The sequence below is a fragment of the Kitasatospora sp. HPM-01-4 genome (genome assembly GCF_051374625.1).
Classification (GTDB): Bacteria; Actinomycetota; Actinomycetes; order Streptomycetales; family Streptomycetaceae; genus Kitasatospora.
In genome coordinates this window covers 5,319,882-5,338,249 of the sequence record NZ_JBPQGP010000005.1, presented here as the reverse complement: position 1 = coordinate 5,338,249, position 18,368 = coordinate 5,319,882, and the positions used below count along the sequence as shown (strand labels likewise).

General features: G+C 73.9%; 12 protein-coding genes. 2 read left to right on the top strand and 10 right to left on the bottom strand.

The genetic code is table 11. The features are described from left to right. Positions 1 to 49: 49 nt before the first annotated feature. Together ACSMTC_RS23260 and ACSMTC_RS23255 are read right to left on the bottom strand one after the other, a co-directional pair. Positions 50 to 499, bottom strand: a complete 450-nt coding sequence (locus ACSMTC_RS23260; protein WP_436561644.1) for a hypothetical protein — start codon at positions 497 to 499, stop codon at positions 50 to 52. A 272-nt stretch (positions 500 to 771) separates the two neighbouring features. Further along, a complete protein-coding gene (locus tag ACSMTC_RS23255) occupies positions 772 to 3,045 on the bottom strand; it encodes an ATP-dependent DNA helicase UvrD2 (protein ID WP_436561643.1) in 2,274 nt (757 codons plus the stop codon). Between the two features lie 183 nt (positions 3,046 to 3,228). Between ACSMTC_RS23255 and ACSMTC_RS23250 the strand changes: the two genes are divergently transcribed. After that, entirely contained in the window at positions 3,229 to 3,486 is a 258-nt protein-coding gene (locus ACSMTC_RS23250) for a mycoredoxin (protein ID WP_436561642.1), read from the top strand. Here the strand turns inward: ACSMTC_RS23250 and ACSMTC_RS23245 are convergent. The 5 genes from ACSMTC_RS23245 to ACSMTC_RS23225 form a co-directional block, all read right to left on the bottom strand. After that, the gene (locus ACSMTC_RS23245) at positions 3,459 to 4,340 is read right to left on the bottom strand and encodes a GntR family transcriptional regulator (protein ID WP_436561641.1); all 882 of its coding nucleotides are present in this window, start codon (positions 4,338 to 4,340) and stop codon (positions 3,459 to 3,461) included. The two genes, ACSMTC_RS23250 and ACSMTC_RS23245, sit on opposite strands and share 28 nt — an antisense overlap. Positions 4,341 to 4,740: 400 nt before the next feature. Further along, a complete protein-coding gene (gene nudC, locus ACSMTC_RS23240) occupies positions 4,741 to 5,658 on the bottom strand; it encodes an NAD(+) diphosphatase (RefSeq protein WP_436561640.1) in 918 nt (305 codons plus the stop codon). A gap of 63 nt (positions 5,659 to 5,721) precedes the next feature. Then, a complete protein-coding gene (locus ACSMTC_RS23235; RefSeq protein ID WP_436561639.1) occupies positions 5,722 to 7,122 on the bottom strand; it encodes a dipeptidase in 1,401 nt (466 codons plus the stop codon). Positions 7,123 to 7,298: 176 nt separating this feature from the next. After that, a complete protein-coding gene (locus ACSMTC_RS23230) occupies positions 7,299 to 8,075 on the bottom strand; it encodes an ABC transporter ATP-binding protein (RefSeq protein ID WP_436561638.1) in 777 nt (258 codons plus the stop codon). A 32-nt stretch (positions 8,076 to 8,107) separates the two neighbouring features. After that, the gene (locus tag ACSMTC_RS23225; protein ID WP_436561637.1) at positions 8,108 to 8,707 is read right to left on the bottom strand and encodes a PadR family transcriptional regulator; all 600 of its coding nucleotides are present in this window, start codon (positions 8,705 to 8,707) and stop codon (positions 8,108 to 8,110) included. A gap of 59 nt (positions 8,708 to 8,766) precedes the next feature. On the opposite strand from ACSMTC_RS23225, the gene ACSMTC_RS23220 reads away from it, so the two are divergent. Continuing rightward, a complete protein-coding gene (locus tag ACSMTC_RS23220; RefSeq protein ID WP_436561636.1) occupies positions 8,767 to 9,771 on the top strand; it encodes an endonuclease/exonuclease/phosphatase family protein in 1,005 nt (334 codons plus the stop codon). Between the two features lie 138 nt (positions 9,772 to 9,909). On the opposite strand, the gene ACSMTC_RS23215 is transcribed toward ACSMTC_RS23220, so the two are convergent. From ACSMTC_RS23215 to ACSMTC_RS23205, 3 genes are all read right to left on the bottom strand, one after another. Then, on the bottom strand, positions 9,910 to 11,097 hold the full coding sequence (locus ACSMTC_RS23215) for a PP2C family protein-serine/threonine phosphatase (RefSeq protein WP_436561635.1): 1,188 nt from the start codon (positions 11,095 to 11,097) through the stop codon (positions 9,910 to 9,912). Positions 11,098 to 11,288: 191 nt separating this feature from the next. After that, positions 11,289 to 14,489 (bottom strand): UvrD-helicase domain-containing protein, encoded by a 3,201-nt coding sequence (locus ACSMTC_RS23210; RefSeq protein WP_436561634.1) that lies wholly within the window; start codon positions 14,487 to 14,489, stop codon positions 11,289 to 11,291. A gap of 374 nt (positions 14,490 to 14,863) precedes the next feature. Continuing rightward, a complete protein-coding gene (locus ACSMTC_RS23205; RefSeq protein ID WP_436561633.1) occupies positions 14,864 to 18,181 on the bottom strand; it encodes an ATP-dependent helicase in 3,318 nt (1,105 codons plus the stop codon). Between the last annotated feature and the right edge of the window lie 187 nt (positions 18,182 to 18,368).

The following is an 18,368-nucleotide window of genomic DNA, read 5'->3' as shown; positions in this document are numbered from 1 at the left end:
TCCCGGTGTACGGGTTTCCGCGGCCCTGGAGTGCCGACCTGAGGGTTCCTCAGGTTCGTTCTCTCCAGGGTCCAGGCCCGCGGAAGGACCGAATCCGGGTGGCCATGGCGCCGGTAAAGGCGGCCTTGGCCTGGCTGATCTGCTGCTGCTCCTGCTGCTGGGCTCCGGCACCGATGGCCCGCGCATAGTCGCCATGCATGGCGGCGGCTACAACGGCCTTCGATGCCTGGAGCGGTCGCTCGACACGGGACAGACCCGACTCGACGGACGTGGCATCAGTGTTGCCAAGACCACTGACAGTGGAGCCACCGAGAACGGCGGCATCGGCAACGGAGAGACCGGTGGCGTCGAGACCCAGACCGCCTTCGGCAAGGGCGACCACGCCGCACTGCTGCACGGCGGAAATCGAGGCACCGGTGGCGTCGAACTGCGAGAGTGCACGCCAAGGCATGGCGATGACGGTCTGGCCAGTCAGTTTGTTGATCATCTTGGTTCCCATGTCACTCGCCTCCTCTCGGCGTCTCGCGGTGCCCAGTCCCCCGGGCTCCGATGTTCGGATGTCTGTCAGGTCCAGCTCAGGTGATGCAGGTTCAGCTACAGCACGGACATAGCTGATGGTGCGCAGGGGAAAGCTGTTCCAGGAGTGACCCCGTCCAGCTCGCGGTCTTGTCCCCTTGACCGCTCCGGCAGGCTATTGCGCTCCCAGCACGGCGCGCAAACTATTTTTTCGGCGAGTTCCGAGGCGGATTCCGAAGCGGTCTTCCGAGCGGCTCAGGCCGGCTCGTCCGACTCCCCCGTGTCTCCCCCTGTGAGCTCCCCCTGCTGGTCTCCCTCGGACTCGTCCTCGGGCACCTCCCCAGCACACAACGACAGCACGGCGGCCCCGTACTTGTCCAGTTTCATGGCGCCGACGCCCGAGATCCGGGCCAGCTCGCCGGTGCTGGTGGGGACGTCCTCCGCGATTGCCATCAGAGTGGCGTCGGTGAAGACCACATAGGCCGGGGCGCCCTGCTTCTTCGCCTGCCCGGCCCGCCACTCGCGCAGCCGCTCGAACAGCGCCTCGTCCATCGAGGAGGGGCAGTCCTCGCAGCGGCGCAGCTTGCGCTCCACCGCCTCGGTCAGGGTGCGGTCGCAGACCCGGCACTTGACCGGACCGCGCGAGCGGCGGGCGGCCGAGCGCTCGGCACCGAACTCCACTCCGCCCCGGCCGCCGCGCGAGCGCCCGCCCGAGCCGCTGGAGCCGGGCCGCAGGCCGTCCAGGAAGCGGGTGGGCTTGCGGCTCGCCCGGCCGCCCGGGGAGCGGGAGAGCGCCCAGGACAGGGTCAGGTGCACCCTGGCCCGGGTGGCCCCGACATAGAGCAGTCGGCGCTCCTCCTCGATCTGCTCGTCGGTCTTGGCGTAGATGATCGGCAGGGTGCCCTCGGAGAGGCCGACCAGGAAGACGGCGTCCCACTCCAGGCCCTTGGCGGCGTGCAGCGAGGCCAGCGTGACGCCCTCGACGGCGGGGGCGTGCTGGGCGGCGGCGCGGGCGTCCAGCTCGGTGACGTAGGCGGCCAGGTCGGCGGCGGCGCCCGCGCCCCGGCGGGCGGTCTCGAACTCCTCGGCGAGCCGGACCAGGGCGGCCAGCGACTCCCAGCGCTCCCGGACGGTGCCCGAACCGGCCGGCGGCACCGGGGTGAAGCCACGGCTGGCGAGCACCGCGCGCACCTGCCCGGCGAGGTCGGGTGCCTCGGCGGTCAGCGGGTCGGCCCCGGCGCGGGCGGCGCCGCGCAGCAGCATCACCGCGTCCCGCACCTCGGGCCGCTCGAAGAACCGCTCGGCGCCCTTGAGCTGGTACGAGATGCCCAGGTCGGCCAGTGCCTGCTCATAGACCTCGGACTGGCCGTTGGTGCGGAACAGGACGGCGATCTCGCTCGCCCGCACGCCCTGGGCCAGCAGCTTCTCGATCGCGTGCGCGGTGCTCTCGGCCTCGGTCGGCTCGTCCGGGTACTCGACGTAGACCGGCTCGGGGCCGGCCTCGCGCTGGGAGACCAGCTCCAGGCGGTGCTGGGCGGCCTGGCCCCGGGCCTGGGCGAGCAGACCGTTGGCCAGGTGCACCACCTGCGGGGTGGAGCGGTAGTCGCGGACCAGCTTGACCACCGTGGCCTCGGGGTGCCGGTTGCGGAAGTTCAGCAGGTAGTCGGGGGTGGCACCGGTGAAGGAGTAGATGGTCTGGCTGGCGTCGCCGACCACGCAGAGGCTGGCGCCGCCGGCCGTCCACTGGTCGAGCAGGCGCTGCTGGAGCGGGGAGACGTCCTGGTACTCGTCCACGGTGAGGTGGCGGTACTGCGCGCGGACCCGCTCGGCGATCTCCGGGCGGTCCTCCAGGATCGCGGCGGTGAGCAGCAGCACGTCCTCGAAGTCGATCACTGCGCGGTCGCGCTTGGCCTGCTCGTACGCGGCGTAGACCCGGGCGATCTCGGCCGGGTCGCGCGGGGCCTCACGGCCGGTCTTGACCACGGCGGCCGGGTAGTCGTCCGGCACGATCTGGGTGACCTTGGCCCACTCGATCTCCCCGGTGAGGTCGCGCAGCTCGGTGCGCTGGACCCGCAGGCCGCTGCGGCCGGCGGCCTCGGCGACCAGCTGTACCTTGCGCTCCAGCAGCCGGGGCACCTCGCCGCCGATCGCGCGCGGCCAGAAGTACTGGAGCTGGCGGAGCGCGGCGGCGTGGAACGTCCGGGCCTGCACGCCCTCGGCGCCGAGCTGGCGCAGCCGCCCGCGCATCTCGCCGGCCGCGCGGGCGGTGAAGGTCACCGCGAGCACCTGCTGCGGCTGGTAGACGCCGCTGCGCACGCCGTAGGCGATCCGGTGGGTGATGGCCCTGGTCTTGCCCGTGCCGGCGCCCGCGAGGACGCAGACGGGCCCGTGCAGGGCCGTGGCCACCGCCCGCTGCTCGGGGTCGAGGCCGGCCAGCACGGCGTCGGCGCCGAGCGCCGCCCCACCGGCGGGGCCGAGGGTGTCGTACGGGCCAGAGGTGCCCAGGAGCTCTTGCTGCATGCCGTCCATCCTCGCAGGGTCGGCCGACGTTCCGGTCCCGGTTGTCCACAGGCCGGGTGGGATGGTCGGACCATCACCCCGCAATCCGGCGTGCATGCTGCGTCACACGCCGGGCGCACAAGGAATGCCGGAAGCACTCCGTGTGTTCTTGTCGCAGACCGCAAGCCCCCTTCCCCAGAGGAGCCCATCGCCATGTCCGGCAGCGTCACGATGTACAGCACGACCTGGTGCGGATACTGCAACCGTCTGAAGAGCCAGCTGGACCGCGAGGGCATCGGCTACACCGAGATCAACATCGAGGAGGACCCGGCCTCGGCGTCCTTCGTCGAGTCGGTGAACAACGGCAACCAGACCGTGCCGACCGTGCTGGTGCAGCCGAGCGCCGGCGGCGAGCAGGTCGTGATGACCAACCCGAGCCTGCTTCAGGTCAAGAAGGCCTTGGCCGCCTGATTCGGGATCAGCTCCGCGGCGGCCCCGGCCGGCTCCGGCCCGGGGCCGTCCGTACGCGCCACGGGCGCCGGCCGGGCCTCCAGCGCGCCCAGCCCGTACACCAGCCGGCAGCGGTCCGCCGAGTAGCGGGACTCGACCACCCGGACCGGGCCGCGCCGGTCGTACGTCACCCGGGTCTGCACCAGCAGCGGCACCCCGGGGCCGCCCTGGAACCAGGCCGACTCCTCCGGCCCGGGCATCCGTGAGACCAGGTGGTCCACCGCCCCGATCTCGGCACGGCCGAGGGCGGCCAGCACCGACTCGTCTCCGCCCGGCACCGGGTCCGGCTCCATCAGCGGCGTACCCGCGGCCAGCCCGGCCCGGTAGTGGCTCTCCTCGATCGAGTACGGCTCACGGTCCATCAGCCGCAGCTGGCGGCGGACCACCACCGCCTCGCCGGGCCGCATCCCGAGCCGCTCGGCGATGTCCGCCCGGGCCCGGACGATCAGCATCTCGAAGTCGACCGTCAACCGGCGTCCCGCCGCCTGTGCCTCTTTCGGGTAGACCTCGGAGGGGGTGGCCAGGCAGTCCGGCAGACCGGGGGCCGGCGCCGGGCCGAACACCCGGTGGTCCAGCACCGAGTGGTCCTTGAGAAAGGTCCCCTTGCCCTGGAGGCGGACCAGCCTTCCCTCGTTGACCAGTACGTCGACCGCGAGGCGGACGGTGTTGCGGGCCACACCGTACTGCTGCTCCAGCTCTCCCTCGACCGGGAGCGGGACGTCGCTCGGCCACTCCCCGGCCGCGATGCGGCGGCGCAGATCGGCGGCCAGGCGCTGATACTTCGGTGATTGGGCACTGCCCCGTGGGATTGTCACCCGAGTGAATGTAGCGATAGGGCTTGCGCCATTTCAGCGAAACCGCCCAATACCGGCCGGGACCGGGGATTCCGGCATTGACCACGGCCGGAGCGATTGCGCCGCCCTGCGGCACATCCGCCGAATCCGGCACCGCATTCCGAACGGCGCACCGAAGGCGGAGCGCGCCCGCAACCGGCTCCGCGCACCCGCGCCACGAGCGCCGGTCCGATCGGCGTCGCGCCGCCCCGAGCGGTGCGCGGCAGCATCCCGGCCACACCCTCGACGCCGTCGACCGTCACACCCGGCCGATGACGGCCCCCCTTCTAAATTAATCCGACAATAAAGCCCGAAGGGGCGTGCAGAGATTATCTGCACGCCCCTTTTCGGACTCGTCCGCCGCCGACAGCCGGCGGACCTCCTAGGCCAGCGGCTCGCCGTACCAGAGTTCGACCAGATGACGCGCGATCGAAATTCCGGACGGCGGCAGGATCTCCCCCGTGGCCATCTGGGCCCGCAGTTCCTCGCGGGAGAACCAGCGCGCCTCGGCCAGTTCCTCGCCGTCGACGGTGATCTCGGTGCCGTCCGCCGCGGCCTTGCCCAGGAAGCCCAGCATCAGGCTGGCCGGGAACGGCCACGGCTGGCTGGCCACGTACCGGACCTCGGCGACCTTGACCCCGGACTCCTCCCGGACCTCGCGGGCCACCGCCTGTTCGATCGACTCGCCGGGCTCGACGAAGCCGGCCAGCGTGGACCAGCGGCCCTCCGGCCAGATCGCCTGCCGGCCGAGCAGGCAGCGGTCCTGCTCGTCGGTGATCAGCATGATCACCGCCGGGTCGGTGCGCGGATAGTGCTCGGCGGCGCAGGAGGTGCACCGGCGCACGTGTCCGGCGCCCGCCTTCTCGGTGGCGTGGCCGCACCGGGAGCAGAAGCTGTGCAGCCGGTGCCAGTGCTCCAGTGCGACGGCGTGCACCAGCAGCCCGGCGTCACGGTCCGAGAGCAGTGCCCCGACCTCGCGCAGCCCGGCCGGACGGGCGTCGCCGTCCAGCCGCCCCGGCAGGCTCTCGCCGGCCAGCGCGAAGTACGAGACGCCGTCCTCGTCGGTACCGAGGAAGTACCGGTCGCCCTCCTGCGGTGCCTCGAAGGAGGGCAGCAGCACCAGCTCGGTGCCCAGCTCGGTGTCGACCACGAAGGCCTCGCCGCCGGAGATCGGCAGCACCTTGGTGCTCGGGTGGCTCCAGGCCGCCGCCAGCCACGGCTCGTCGAACCGGTGCTCTGCGGCCCGGTCCACGCCGGCGCGGGCCAGGGCGAGAGGCTTGGTATCAGGCACGGTGCTCAACTCGGTCCATCCCCGTTCTGGTTGTCAACTGCACGTGGTGATCGGCGCTCACGTGATCGGCACTCACGCCCGGCGGAAGTTCTCGGCCAGGTCGCCCCAGAGGTAGGCGGCGGTCTCCACTCCCTTGGCCAGCAGGTCGAGCTCGACCTTCTCGTTGATCGAGTGCCAGCCGTCCGAGGGCACCGAGATGCCCAGGAAGAGCACCGTCGCGCCGAGCGCGTCCTGCAGGTCGGCGGCCGGCCCCGAACCGCCCTCGCGGGTGAAGAGGATCTTCTTCTCGAACGCCCGTCCCATCGCCCGGGCGGTGGCCTGCAGCGCCGGGTGGTCCAGCGGCGTCAGGCACGGCCGGGTGACACCGGGGAAGACCAGCTCGTACCGGATGCCCTCGGGCACCTGCGCGGCCACCCAGGACCGGATGGCCTCGTGCACCTGCTCGGCCTCCTGGCCCGCGACCAGCCGGAAGGAGAGCTTGAGGTGTGCCTCGGCCGGGACGATGGTCTTGCCGCCGGGGCCGATGTAGCCGCCCCAGATGCCGTTGACCTCGGCGGTCGGCCGGGCCCAGACCCGCTCCAGGGTGGTGTAGCCGGCCTCGCCCTGGACGCCGTACGACTTGGCGACCCTGAGCCACTGCGCCTCGTCGAAGGGCAGCTCGGCGAAGAGCTCGCGCTCCTGCTCGGTCAGCTCGACGACGCCGTCGTAGAAGCCCGGGATCGCGACCCGGCGGTCGGCGTCGTGCAGGTTGGCGGCGAGCGCGGCCGCGACGTCGGCCGGGTTGGGGACGGCACCGCCGAAGGAACCGGAGTGGATGTCGCTGTCCGGGCCGTAGAGGTCGATCTGGGCGTCGGCCAGGCCGCGCATTCCGGTGCAGACGGTCGGGGTGTCCTCGGCCCACATGCCGGTGTCCGAGACGATCACCAGGTCCGCGGCGAGCCGGTCGGCCCGCCGGTGGACCAGCTTGGCGAAGTTCGGGGAGCCGGACTCCTCCTCGCCCTCGATCAGCAGCTTGAGGTTGACGGCCGGCGCGGTACGGCCGGTGGCCGCCAGGTGCGCCCGGACACCCAGGGTGTGGAAGAAGACCTGGCCCTTGTCGTCCGCCGCGCCGCGGGCGAACAGCTGCTTGCCGATCACCGTCGGCTCGAAGGGCTCGGTCGCCCAGCCGTCCTCCCTGGCCGCGGGCTGCACGTCATGGTGCCCGTACACCAGCACGGTGGGCGCTGACGGATCCCCGGAGGGCCACTCGGCGAACACGGCCGGCAGTCCGTCGGTCTCCCAGACCTCCGCCACCGGGAATCCGGTCTCGGTCAGCTTGGCGGCCAGCCACTCGGCCGAGCGGCGGACCTCTCCGGCCCGGTCCGGGTCGGCGGAGACGGACGGGATGCTCAGCCACTCGGAGAGGTCCCGCAGGAAGGCGGCCTGGTGCTGGTCGATGTAGGAGCGGACGGCACTGTCCGGGGTTTTCGTCATACGGACGACTTTAGTTCGCCCATGCGGGTGTCCGCCCCTGCCGTCCGCGCCCCGGACCAGTAACCTCCGTCACGCACCGGTGCGGCGCCGGGGCGGTTCCACCGCGCCCGCGCGCCTCAGCGCACGGCCGCTCAGGCACCCTCCCGCGCCCCGCCGCGCGCGCCGGGCGCCCGGCTTCACCCGGACTTCTCCGGACCGTTGCCCGCGGCGGAGCCCAGCAGGCTGTCCGCGCCCCGGCTGACGGTCTGGTCGACCATCCGGCCGTCCCGCAGGAAGACCACCCGGTCCGCCCAGGCCGCGTGCCTGGCCTCGTGGGTGACCATCACACCGGCCGCGCCCGCGTCGCAGCGCGCCCGCAGGAGCGCGAGCACCTGTTCCCCCGTGTCGGAGTCCAGCGCTCCGGTGGGCTCGTCGGCGAGGACCAGCCGGCGGTCGCCGATCAGAGCGCGGGCGATGGCGACCCGCTGCCGCTGACCGCCCGACATGTCGTCGGGGAACCGGTCCGCCAGCTCGGAGATGCCCAGCTCCGCCAGCGCCGCCAGTGCCTCCCGGCGGGCGGCACGGCCGGAGGCCCCGTCCAGCTCGCGGGGCAGGGCGATGTTCTCGGCGGCGGTCAACGCCGGTATCAGGTTGTAGTCCTGGAACACGTAACCGATCGAGCGGCGGCGGACCCTGGCCAGCTCCTTGCGGGACAGCCCGCCGAGCGCGACGCCCTCGACCAGCACCTCCCCCGTGCTCGGCGAGTCCAGACCGCCCGCCAGGGTCAGCAGGGTGGACTTCCCCGAGCCCGACGGGCCCATCACGGCGACCAGTTCGCCCGGGTACACCCGCAGCTCGACCCCGCACAGGGCCTGTACCTCGGCGGCGCCCTGCCCGTGCACCCGGGTCACCCCCGCCAGGTGCAGTACCGGTACCGGCTCCGCGTCGCCCCCGGTCAACTGATCAGTACTCAACTCTTCCCCTGCAGTGACTCGTTCGGTGTGGCTCAGATCCGGCTGCGGCGCCCGGTGCGGACCGGCGGGGCCTCGGCGGCCTGCGGCGGGGCGGCCTCCTGGACGCGGCGCCGCGCCAGCCGGGTCTCGCAGTGGTCCAGCCAGCGGATCTCGGCCTCGGTCTGGAAGATCAGCTGCTCCAGCACCAGCAGCCAGGCCAGATCGTCCTCGCGGCCCGAATCGGCGTTCAGCGCCTGGCCCTTGAGCCGGGTGTAGTCCTGGAGCGCCTTCATGCTGTGGTGGCGCTGCGCCTGGACGACGGCCGCGACGTCGACCCCCGGTACGGTCACCGCCATCGCCAGCTTGATCGCCAGCTCGTCGCGCGGGGGGCTGTCCCTGGGCACCGGCGTCTCGAACCAGCTGCGCAGCTCCGCGCGGCCGGCCTCGGTGACGGCGTAGAACAGGTGCCCGTCCTCGTCCTCACCGTGCGGCGCGACCAGTCCGTCCCGCTCCAGGCGGCCCAGGGTGGTGTAGACCTGGCCGACGTTCAGCGGCCAGGTGGCGCCCGTACGGGCCTCGAACTCGACGCGGAGCTGATAGCCGTAGCGCGGGCCCTGGTCGAGCAGGGCGAGCAGGCCGTGACGGATCGACATACTCAGTATGTATACCTGGTATGCTCTGCCCGCTCAAGCCCAGCCGGTACCGTCGTACGGTGAGCCAGCTGCGCATCGCCACCTTCAACCTGCTGCACGGCCAGCCCCTGGCCGCCGACGGCAGCCCGCTGCCCTTCCCGCCCCCGGTCTCCGGCATCGAGGCCGCCGATCCGCTGGGCGAGGCCGTCGCCGGGCTGGACGCCGACGTGCTCGCGCTCCAGGAGGTCGACCGCTACCAGGCGCGCTCCGGGCTGGTGGACCAGGCCGCCGCGGCCGCCAAGGCGATGGGCGCCGCCGACTGGCGCTTCGCCGCGGCCCTGCACGGCCGCCCGGCCCCGGTGGCCGGCTGGGTGCCCGACCCGGCCGTCCCCGGGCTCCAGGTCTACGGGCCCGCCGATATCGACACCGCCACCGACCTGCCCTCGTACGGCACCGCGCTGCTCACCCGGCTGCCCGTGCGGCACTGGCGGGCCCGCAGGTTCGCCCCCGCGCCGTTCGGGCTGCCGCTGCGGGTCGCCGGGCGGCGCGGGCTGACCCCCGTGCCGGACGAGCCGCGCGCGGCGGTGGCCGCCGTCCTGGAGGGCGAGCGGGGACCGTTCACCGTGGTCGCCACCCACCTGTCCTTCGTCCCCGGCTGGAACATGGCCCAACTCGCGGGCATCCGGCGCTGGATCGCCGACCTGCCGAAGCCGTACCTGGTACTCGGCGACTTCAACCTGATCGGCGCGATGCCCCGGACCGTGCTCGGCGGGGCCACCGTGCTCGACCCTCAGACCGCCCGGCAGCGGCGCTCGGAGCGGCTGCGGCGGCGGGATCTGCGGGCGGCCCGGCGCCTGCGGGCGGCGCAGGCGGGAGTGCGCCGGCGGCGGGTGCGGGAGCCCCGGCCGCGCCTGCAGGGCTGGTACGACCTGGCGAAGACCCCGACCTACCCTTCGCACAACCCGGCCGTCCAGTTCGACCACGTGCTCGCCATCGGCGTCCCCCGCACCGCCGTCGGCCCGGCCTCGGCCCCCCGCGCGGCGGTCTCCGACCACCGGCCCCTGATCGTCGAAGTCACCCTCTGAGACCGCTGGGACCCGGGGCGGGCTGCGGGCCGGTCCCCGTGGGCCGACCGGCACCGCCCCGGGGAGCCGCCCGGGAAGCCCCCGCACGCCCCGCCCCCTTGCACCGGCCACCGGCCGGAGCCCCGGAAGCTTCTCCGGTCAGACCGGGGCCGCGGTCTGATGGCCCGGCTGCTGGGGAAGGTGGTGGTTGGTCGGCTCGTACTGGAGGAGGAGCATGGCCGCGTCGTCCCCGAGCTTGCGGCCGACGTGGCGGACGACGTCCTCGTGGATCCGGTCCAGGACGTCCACCGGGGAGCCGACGGCGACCTGCGGAAGGCGTTCGGCGAGCGGGTAGAAGACGCCGCGGTGGTCGCGGGCCTCGATCACGCCGTCGGTGAAGAGCAGCACCCGGTCCCCGGGCTGCACCCGCACCCGGTGCGCCGGCGGCCGGACGTCGGCCGGATCGAGCACCCCGAGCGGCGGCACGGCGTCCGCCGACTCCAGCGCCCGCGCCGGCTCGCCGACGCGCAGCAGCAGCGGCGCCGGGTGCCCGCAGTTGACGATCTCCGCGACGCCGTCCGGGCCGACCTCGATCAGGACCAGGGTGACGAACTCCTCCTCCACCCCGGGGTGGTCGTTCTCGTGCAGGGCGCGGTCCAGGCTGACGGCCAGCCAGCCCGCCACCCTGGCCAGCTCGGGCTCCTGGTGGGCGGCCTCGCGGAACGCGCCGAGCACCGCGGCCGCCGTCTCCACCGCGTTGAGCCCCTTGCCCCGGACGTCGCCGACCACGGCCCGCACCCCGTGCCGGGTGTTGACCACCTCGTAGAGGTCTCCGCCGATCCGGGCGTGGGCCGCCGCGGCCGCGTAGTGGACGGCGGCCCGCACGCTGCCGACCCGGTCGGGGACCGAGCGCAGCAGTACCCGCCTGGCGATCTCGGCCACCAACTGGGCGTCGGCGAGGGCCTTCTCCTGCCGCAGGCGCAGGGTCGCGCTGACCCAGCCGATGCCGGCGACCAGGGCGATGGCGAACACGGTGGCGGTGTGCACGGACTGGCCGAGCACGTTGTTGTAGAGCGCCATCACGAACGCCGCGACCTCGGTGAACAGGCCGATCACCAGCGGGTACCAGGTGCGTCTGCTGACCACTGCCGCCAGCGCGGGCACCGCGGTGATGGCGGGTTCGACCGTCACCGAGGAGTTGCTGAAGTAGTCGAGGGAGACCACCAGCACCATGCCGATGAACGGCAGTGCCAGGGCGGTCTTCGGCCAGGTGCCGGTGACGGCGCCTGGAACGGCTCCCGGGACCGGCCCCGCAAGCCGCTCTCTGATCCATCCGGTCGCGCTCAACTTCGGTCTCTCCAGCGGAAGGTGGCCGGTGCCAGGGGACACCTGCGGTGATGACAGAGGGTCAGGGACTTGGTCCTCGTCGGCGGCCGGAGTACTGGGAGTGACCGGTTACCGACCCCACAATAGGCGCGAAAAGTGCACAGCGCACAGGTTTCGCGCGCTCCTGTGACGACTTGGATGCTCTGCGTGACTCATTCTTCACTATTCCCGATCAGGAGCCTGGTCAACTCTTTTCGGTCAGGAAGTCCTGACGGTCTTACGACACGACCGCTGCGGACATAGAGGAAGGAAGCCGTGACCTGCTCCAGATCGACACCCGCCTGTTCCGCCCAGGCCACCCGGTAGATGGCGAGCTGCAGCGGATCGGCCGTCTCGTCCCGGTGCGTCTTCCAGTCCACCACCTCGTACCGCGGCACGCGCGGTGACCCTGAGCCACCGTCACGCTCCCGGTACACCGCGTCGATCCGGCCGCGCACCACGCGCCCCGCGAGCACCAGCTGGAACGGCGCCTCGACCCGGTACGGCGTCCGGTCCGCGTACGGGCCGCGCAGAAACGCCTCCTTGAGCCGTTCCAGGTCGCGCTCGTCCTCGATCCCGTCGTCGTCCGCCCCGGGCAGGGCGTCGGGCCCGACCAGCATCAGCGGCTCGATCCGGGACTGCACCCAGGCGTGGAACCGGGTGCCCCGGCGGGCGGCGGGCTGCGGCGGACGGGGCATCGGCCGGGCCAGCTCGCGGGCGAAGCCGTCCGGGTCGGCGGCGAGGCGCATCAGCTGGGAGGCCGACATCGAGGCCGGCAGCGGCACCTCGCGCACCAACCGCCGGGAACGCTCCAACTCACCCAGCAGTGCGGTCAGATCACGGTCCCAGGAGGCCACCTGCCGCTCCGCTTCGGCACCCAACTCCTCCGCCTCCGGGGCCGGTTCACCGGCCAGACGGCGGTGCACCACCTCGGCGACCCGGCGCCGGGCGGCCTGCGCGGCCGGGTCCAGCGGAAGCGGCCAGGGGGTCTCCACGGAGGCGGCCAGCGCCGGGTTCTCCGCGTCCGGCAGCGGCGGCTCCGCCCACCGCTCCACCTCGCCGCAGCCCGGCCGCTCACAGTGCGCCCGCAGTTCCAGCAGGAAGCCCGACGGCCCCCGCCGCCGCTTCTGGCTGGGCCCCCACCAGTGACCCGAGGCGAGCAGCAGCGAGCGGGGCCGGGTGAACGCGACGTAGCCGAGCCGCAGTTCCTCGACGGCGGAGTGCTCGGCCATCGCCTTCTTGAAGATCCCGATCTCCTTCGGCGCCCACTTCCCCACCGGGGGCAGGGTGGCCGCGTCACCGCGCAGGGCGTGCGGAAGCACCTTCTTGGTGCTGGTCCAGCGCTCGCGCCCCTTGTTGCTCGGGAACGCGTCCTTCACCAGCCCGGGGACGGCGACCACGTCCCACTCCAGGCCCTTGGACTTGTGCGCGGTGAGCACCTTCACGGTGTCCTCGCCGCCGGGCAGGCTGCTGTCCAGGCCGCGCTCGTACTCCTGGGAGGCCCGCAGGAAGGCCAGGAAGGCGGAGAGCCCCGGATCGCCGTCCAGGTCCGCGAAGGAGGCGGCCACGTCCAGGAAGCCGTGCAGGGTCTCCCGGCGGCGCGCGGCCAGGGCGTGCGGAGAGGCGGCGAGCTCCACCTCCAGACCGGTCACCGCCAGGACCCGGTGGAGGACGTCCATCAGCGGCTCGGCGAGTGACCGGCGCAGCTCCCGGATCTCCTGGGCGAGCCTGGCGAAGCGCACCCTGGCCTCGGCGGAGAACGGCAGCTCGTCCGGCTGCTCGGCCTCCAGGAAGGTCTCCAGCGCGTCGGCGAGCGACACCACCTCGGTCGGATCGGTCTCGGCCACCGCCGCGGCCAGTGCGTCCACGCCCTCCGGGCGGGCGGTGCGGACCAGTTCGGCGGCCCGGCGGCCGAGCAGGGCGAGGTCGCGCGGGCCGATCCGCCAGCGCGGACCGATCAGCAGCCGCACCAGCGAGGCGTTGGCGGTCGGGTCCTGCAGCACCTCGCAGACCGCGACCAGGTCGGCCACCTCGGGCAGCTGCAGCAGCCCGCCGAGCCCCACCACCTCCACCGGCACCTCACGGGCCACCAGCGCCGCGTGGATGTCCGCGAAGGACGCGCCGCCCCGGCAGAGCACGGCGATCCGCCCGGGCGCGGTGCCGGTGGCGACCAGGTGCGCGATCGAGTCGGCCAGCCAGTCCATCTCCTCGGCGTGGGTGGGCAGCAGGGCGCAGCGGACGAACCCGCTCTGCTCCTCCCCCGGCGCGGGCCGCAGCGCCTCGACCCCCTGGTGCATCGCGCGCAGCGGCGCGGCCAGCTCGTTGGCGAAGGCGAGCAGCCGTCCGCCGCTGCGGCGGTTCTCGCTGAGCGCGTACCGGGCGGCCGGGGTGCCGTCGCGGCGCGGGAAGTGGGCGGGGAAGTCGTCCAGGTTGGCGACGGACGCGCCGCGCCAGCCGTAGATCGCCTGGCACGGGTCGCCGACGGCGGTGACGGGGTGCCCCGAAGCGGTACGGGACCTGCCGAACAGGCCGGAGAGCATCAGCCGCTGGGCCACCGAGGTGTCCTGGTACTCGTCCAGCAGCACCACCCTGAACTGCGCCCGGAGCAGCTCGCCGACCTCGGGGCGCTGCTGCGCGAGGCGGGCGGAGGCGGCGATCTGGTCGCCGAAGTCCATCAGCCCGGCGGCCCGCTTGCGGCGGCGGTACTCCTCCACCAGCTGCAGCAGCTCCAGCCGGGCCCTGGCGGTCTGGGGGACGGCGCGCAGGTCCTCGTTGCTCAGCTTGACGGTGGCCAGCTCGTCCAGCAGGTCCTGGTCGAAGGCGCGCAGCTCGGCGGGCTCGACCAGGTGCTCGGCCAGCTCGCCGTCGAGTGCGATCAGATCGGCGACCAGCCCGGAGAAGGCGCCGGTCAGGGCCGGGAACGGGCCGGGTGCGGAACGCAGCACCTTGGCGGCCAGCTGGAAGCGGGTGGCGTCGGCGAGCAGGCGGACGTCCGGCTCGATGCCGAGGCGCAGGCCGTGCTCCTTCAGCAGCCGACCGGCGAAGGCGTGGTAGGTGGAGATCTCCGGCTCGCCGAGCGCGTCCTCGTCGGCGTCCAGCACCCGGGCCCGGCGCAGCACGTCGCGGACGCGCTCGGCCAGCTCGCCCGCCGCCTTGTTGGTGAAGGTAAGCCCCAGCACCTCCTCGGGCCGGACCGCTCCCGAGCCGACCAGCCAGACCACCCGGGCGGCCATCACCGTGGTCTTCCCCGACCCGGCCCCGGCCACGATCACGGCGGGCTCCAACGGCGCGCCGATCGCCGCCATCTGCTCCCGGTTGAACGGGATGCCAAGCAGCTCCTTGAGCTGTTCGGGGTCACTGAGCACGGCACGCACGCGCTCAAACCTAACCGGTGCCGCCGACAAACGGACCGGGCCGCTCAGCGGCGGGACGACGGAACCGTACGGCAGGGCCAGGAACCTCTCAGGGACGGGGCGCGGCACCCCCTTGGCGCGGGGACCGGCGCGGGCGGGAAGTGCCGGCCCCGGCTCCGGCCCGCGGACCGCGGGCCGTACCGCCCGACCAGGAGTGTCGGGTGTGCACGGCCCCGCCGGGCCCGGACGGCCGCGGGGTCTTCCGCTTCCCGCGGCCCCGCCCCGTGCCGCCGCGCGGTCTTCCGGCGCCCGGATGGTTCCGCCGCGTCGCCGTGAAAAGTCCCAGGTTCGGACCGACCGGCGACAGGGCCCGCGGCGTCGCGTGCCGGGCGGTCTTAGTCGATCATCTGGCGCCCGTCGCGCTGGGCCGAGCAGCTGCTGCGGAAGGCGCAGCGGTCGCAGCCGTCGCCCGTCGTGGGCACGAAGCGCTCGGCGAGGACCCGCCCCGCCGCGTCCGCGAGCAGGTTCTCGATCCACGGTTCGCCGTCCGGCGGCGCCTGCTGCTGGACCTTGGGGGTGTCGGGGGCGCCCTTCGCGGGCTCCCGCAGGTGCACCAGCTCGGCCCCGCCCGAGGTGGCGCCGGACTCGAAGCCGGGCAGGCCGGCGAGGGCTCCGCCGCGCACCGCGAGCTGGTAGACGGCCAGTTGCTTGTGCTCGGGCAGCGACTTCTCGGTGGGGATCCGCTTGCCGGTCTTGAAGTCCACCACGTACGCGCGGCCGACCGCGTCCCGCTCGACCCGGTCCATCGAACCCCGGATCCGTACGTTGATCCCGCCGACCGGCAGGGTGAGGTCGAAGCCGTGCTCGGTGGCCACGGTGGAGCGGTCGCGTTCCAGCACGTGCCAGCGCAGGAAGCGCTCCAGGGCGGCGCGCGCCTGCTCCTTCTCCTGCCGGGACTTCCACGGCGCGTCGAAGGCCAGCGCGTCCCAGACCGTGTCCAGGCGCTCCATCAGCACGGCAAGGTCGGCCGGGGTGCGCCCGGACCCGACCTCGTCGGCCAGGGCGTGCACCACGTTGCCGAAGCCCTGGGCGGCGGTGGTGGTCCCGGCGGCCTTGACGTCCTTGTCCAGGAACCACTGGAGCGTGCAGCCCTCCAGCTGTTCGAGCCCGCTGCCGGAGAGCCGGACCGGCTCGGCGGGGGTCCGCAGCGGCTCGTCGGACTCGGTCCGGTCCAGCAGGCCCCACCAGCGGTCGGGGTGGGCGGCCGGGACCAGCGGTGCCCCGTCCTCGTCCACGGCGGCGGCCAGCACGGCCAGCCGCTCGGCGGCGGCCCGGCGCAGCCCGGGTTCGCACGCCGGATCGACGGTGACCGCCCGCAGCTCGGCGACCAGCGCGGCCACCGACAGCGGGCGGCGCGGCCGGTGGGTGACGTCCTCGACGGTGACCTGCGGGGTACGGCCGCTCACCCGCCCGGTCCTCGGGTCGGTCTCCTCGCGGTACAGCTCGCGCAGGAAGCGGGAGGGCTCGTCGCCGTCCTCGGCGGGCGCCTTGACGGCGGTGACGATCAGCCGCTCCTTCGCCCGGGTGGCGGCGACGTAGAAGAGCCGGCGCTCCTCGCCGAGCAGGGCGGCCGGGGAGAGCGGCTCGGCGAGGCCGTCCCGGCCGATCCGGTCCGCCTCCAGCAGCGAACCGCGGCGGCGCAGGTCGGGCCAGAGGCCGTCCTGCACCCCGGCGACCACCACCAGCCGCCACTCCAGGCCCTTGGAGCGGTGCGCGGTCATCAGCCGTACGGCGTCGGGGCGGACGGTCCGCACGGTGAGGGTGTCGGCGGCGATGTCCTGGGCCTCCAGCTCGGCCAGGAAGTCCAGGGCGCCCCGGTGGCCCGCGATCTGCTCCTCGGCGCGGGCGGCGGTCCCGAACAGGGCGCACAGCGCGTCCAGGTCGCGGTCGGCGTTGCGGCCCGCCGCACCGCCGCGCAGCGCGGCCCGCTCCAGCCGCTCGCGCCAGCGGCGGCTGCCGTCCCACAGCTCCCAGAGCGCCTCCTCGGCGCCGCCGCCCCCGGCCAGCAGTTCGCGCACCTTGCGCAGCAGCAAGCCCAGGTCCCGGGCCCGGCGCGGGTACCCGCCCTCCAGCGCTATCAGCCGCTCGGGCTCCGCCAGCGCCTCCCTGATCAGCTCCTCGGCGGACCGTACGGCTCCGCTCCGCCGGGACGCGTCCTCGTCGGCCTCGTCCGCCCCGGCCGCCGTCCGCAGGGCCTGCCGCTCCTCCTCGCGCAGCGCCCGCCCGAGGCGGCGCAGGTCGGAGCCGTCCAGTCCGCCGAGCGGGCCGGTGAGCAGGGTGCGGGCGGTCTCGGCGGTGCACTCGTCGGCCGGGCGGGCGCAGACCCGCAGGGCGAGCAGCAGCGGTGCCACCGCCGGTTCGTCCCGCAGCGGCAGGTCGTCACCGTCGATCTCCAGCGGGACCCCGGCCGCGCCGAGCGCCCGCCGTACGCCGGGTATGGAGCGTGCCCCGGCGCGGACCAGGACCGCCATCTCGCCCCATGGGACGCCGTCCTCCAGGTGGGCGCGGCGGAGCAGGTCGGCGATGCTGTCGAGCTCCGTGCCGGGCGTCGGGTAGGTGTACACCTCGACCCGGCCGCCCTCGCGGGAGGGCAGCAGCGCACGGTGCTGGGCGAGCTTGTCGGCGGGCAGGCGCCCCATCGGCATCCGCCGGGCCAGCTCCCGGGTGGCGGCGAGCAGCACCGCGCCCGAGCGGCGGGAGACCCGCAGCACCCTGACCTCGGCGGGGCGGCCGTCGGCCCGCGGGAAGGACTCGGGGAAGTCGAGGATGCCGTTGATGTCGGCGCCCCGGAAGGCGTAGATCGACTGGTCCGGGTCACCGACCGCGACCAGGTCGCGCCCGTCGCCGGCCAGCTGGCGCAGCAGCCGGACCTGCGAGGGGTCGGTGTCCTGGTACTCGTCGACGAAGACGACCTCGTACCGCCCGCGCAGCGCCTCGCGCACCTCGGGGCGCTCGGCGAGCAGCACCGCACGGTGCACCAGTTCGGCGTAGTCCAGCACGCCGCGCAGGTCGAGGACGTCCAGGTAGTCGGCGAGGAAGTGCGCGGCGGCGGCCCAGTCCGGGCGCTGGACGCCGTCCGCGAAGCGTCCCAGCTCGGCCTCGCCGAGGCCAAGTTCACGGCTGCGCGCGAGCACGGCGCGGACCTCGTCGGCGAAGCCCCGGGTGGTCAGGCAGGCGCGCAGGTCCAGCGGCCAGCTGATCCCGCCGACGCCGAGCCTGGCGTCCTCGGCGTGGCCGGCGAGCAGCTCGCGGACCATGACGTCCTGCTCGGGGCCGGAGAGCAGCCGCAGCGGCTCGGCGTACGCCTCCGGGTCCTGGTGGGAGCGGAGCAGGGCGTAGCAGAAGGAGTGGAAGGTGGTGGCCTGCGGGGCGACCCTGCCGTTGCCGAGGCGCCCGGTCATCCGGTCGCGGAGCTCCATCGCGGCCTTGCGGCTGAAGGTGAGGACCAGGATCTTCTCGGGGTCGGTGCCGCGCTCGATCCGCCGGACCACCGACTCCACCAGGGTGGTCGTCTTGCCCGTCCCCGGGCCGGCCAGCACCAGCAGCGGGCCGCCCGCGTGCTCGGCCACCGCTCGCTGGTACTCGTCCAGTACGGGCGGGGCGGGCTGGGCGAGGGGGCTGCGCACCAAGCGGAAGGGGGAGGTCACGGACATCCTGGGCAGATCGGACAGCGGGCGGGCCGCGCCGGACCCGTGACCCCCGAGCCTACGATCCCGGGAGCGCAACCACGCAACGCACTCGGTGACGCGGAGAACCGGCCCGCGGCCACTCGCGGACGGGGAGGCGCACCGGCTCAGGGCGGGGAGCCGGACGTCCGGCAGTGCGCTGCCCGCCGCCGCG

Coding starts and splice junctions, on each gene's coding strand:
- ACSMTC_RS23235 (WP_436561639.1), bottom strand. CDS start 7,122: ATGACGAAAACCCCGGACAGTGCCGTCCGCTCCTACATCGACCAGCAC.
- ACSMTC_RS23260 (WP_436561644.1), bottom strand. CDS start 499: ATGGGAACCAAGATGATCAACAAACTGACTGGCCAGACCGTCATCGCC.
- ACSMTC_RS23250 (WP_436561642.1), top strand. CDS start 3,229: ATGTCCGGCAGCGTCACGATGTACAGCACGACCTGGTGCGGATACTGC.
- ACSMTC_RS23225 (WP_436561637.1), bottom strand. CDS start 8,707: ATGTCGATCCGTCACGGCCTGCTCGCCCTGCTCGACCAGGGCCCGCGC.
- ACSMTC_RS23255 (WP_436561643.1), bottom strand. CDS start 3,045: ATGGACGGCATGCAGCAAGAGCTCCTGGGCACCTCTGGCCCGTACGAC.
- ACSMTC_RS23205 (WP_436561633.1), bottom strand. CDS start 18,181: ATGTCCGTGACCTCCCCCTTCCGCTTGGTGCGCAGCCCCCTCGCCCAG.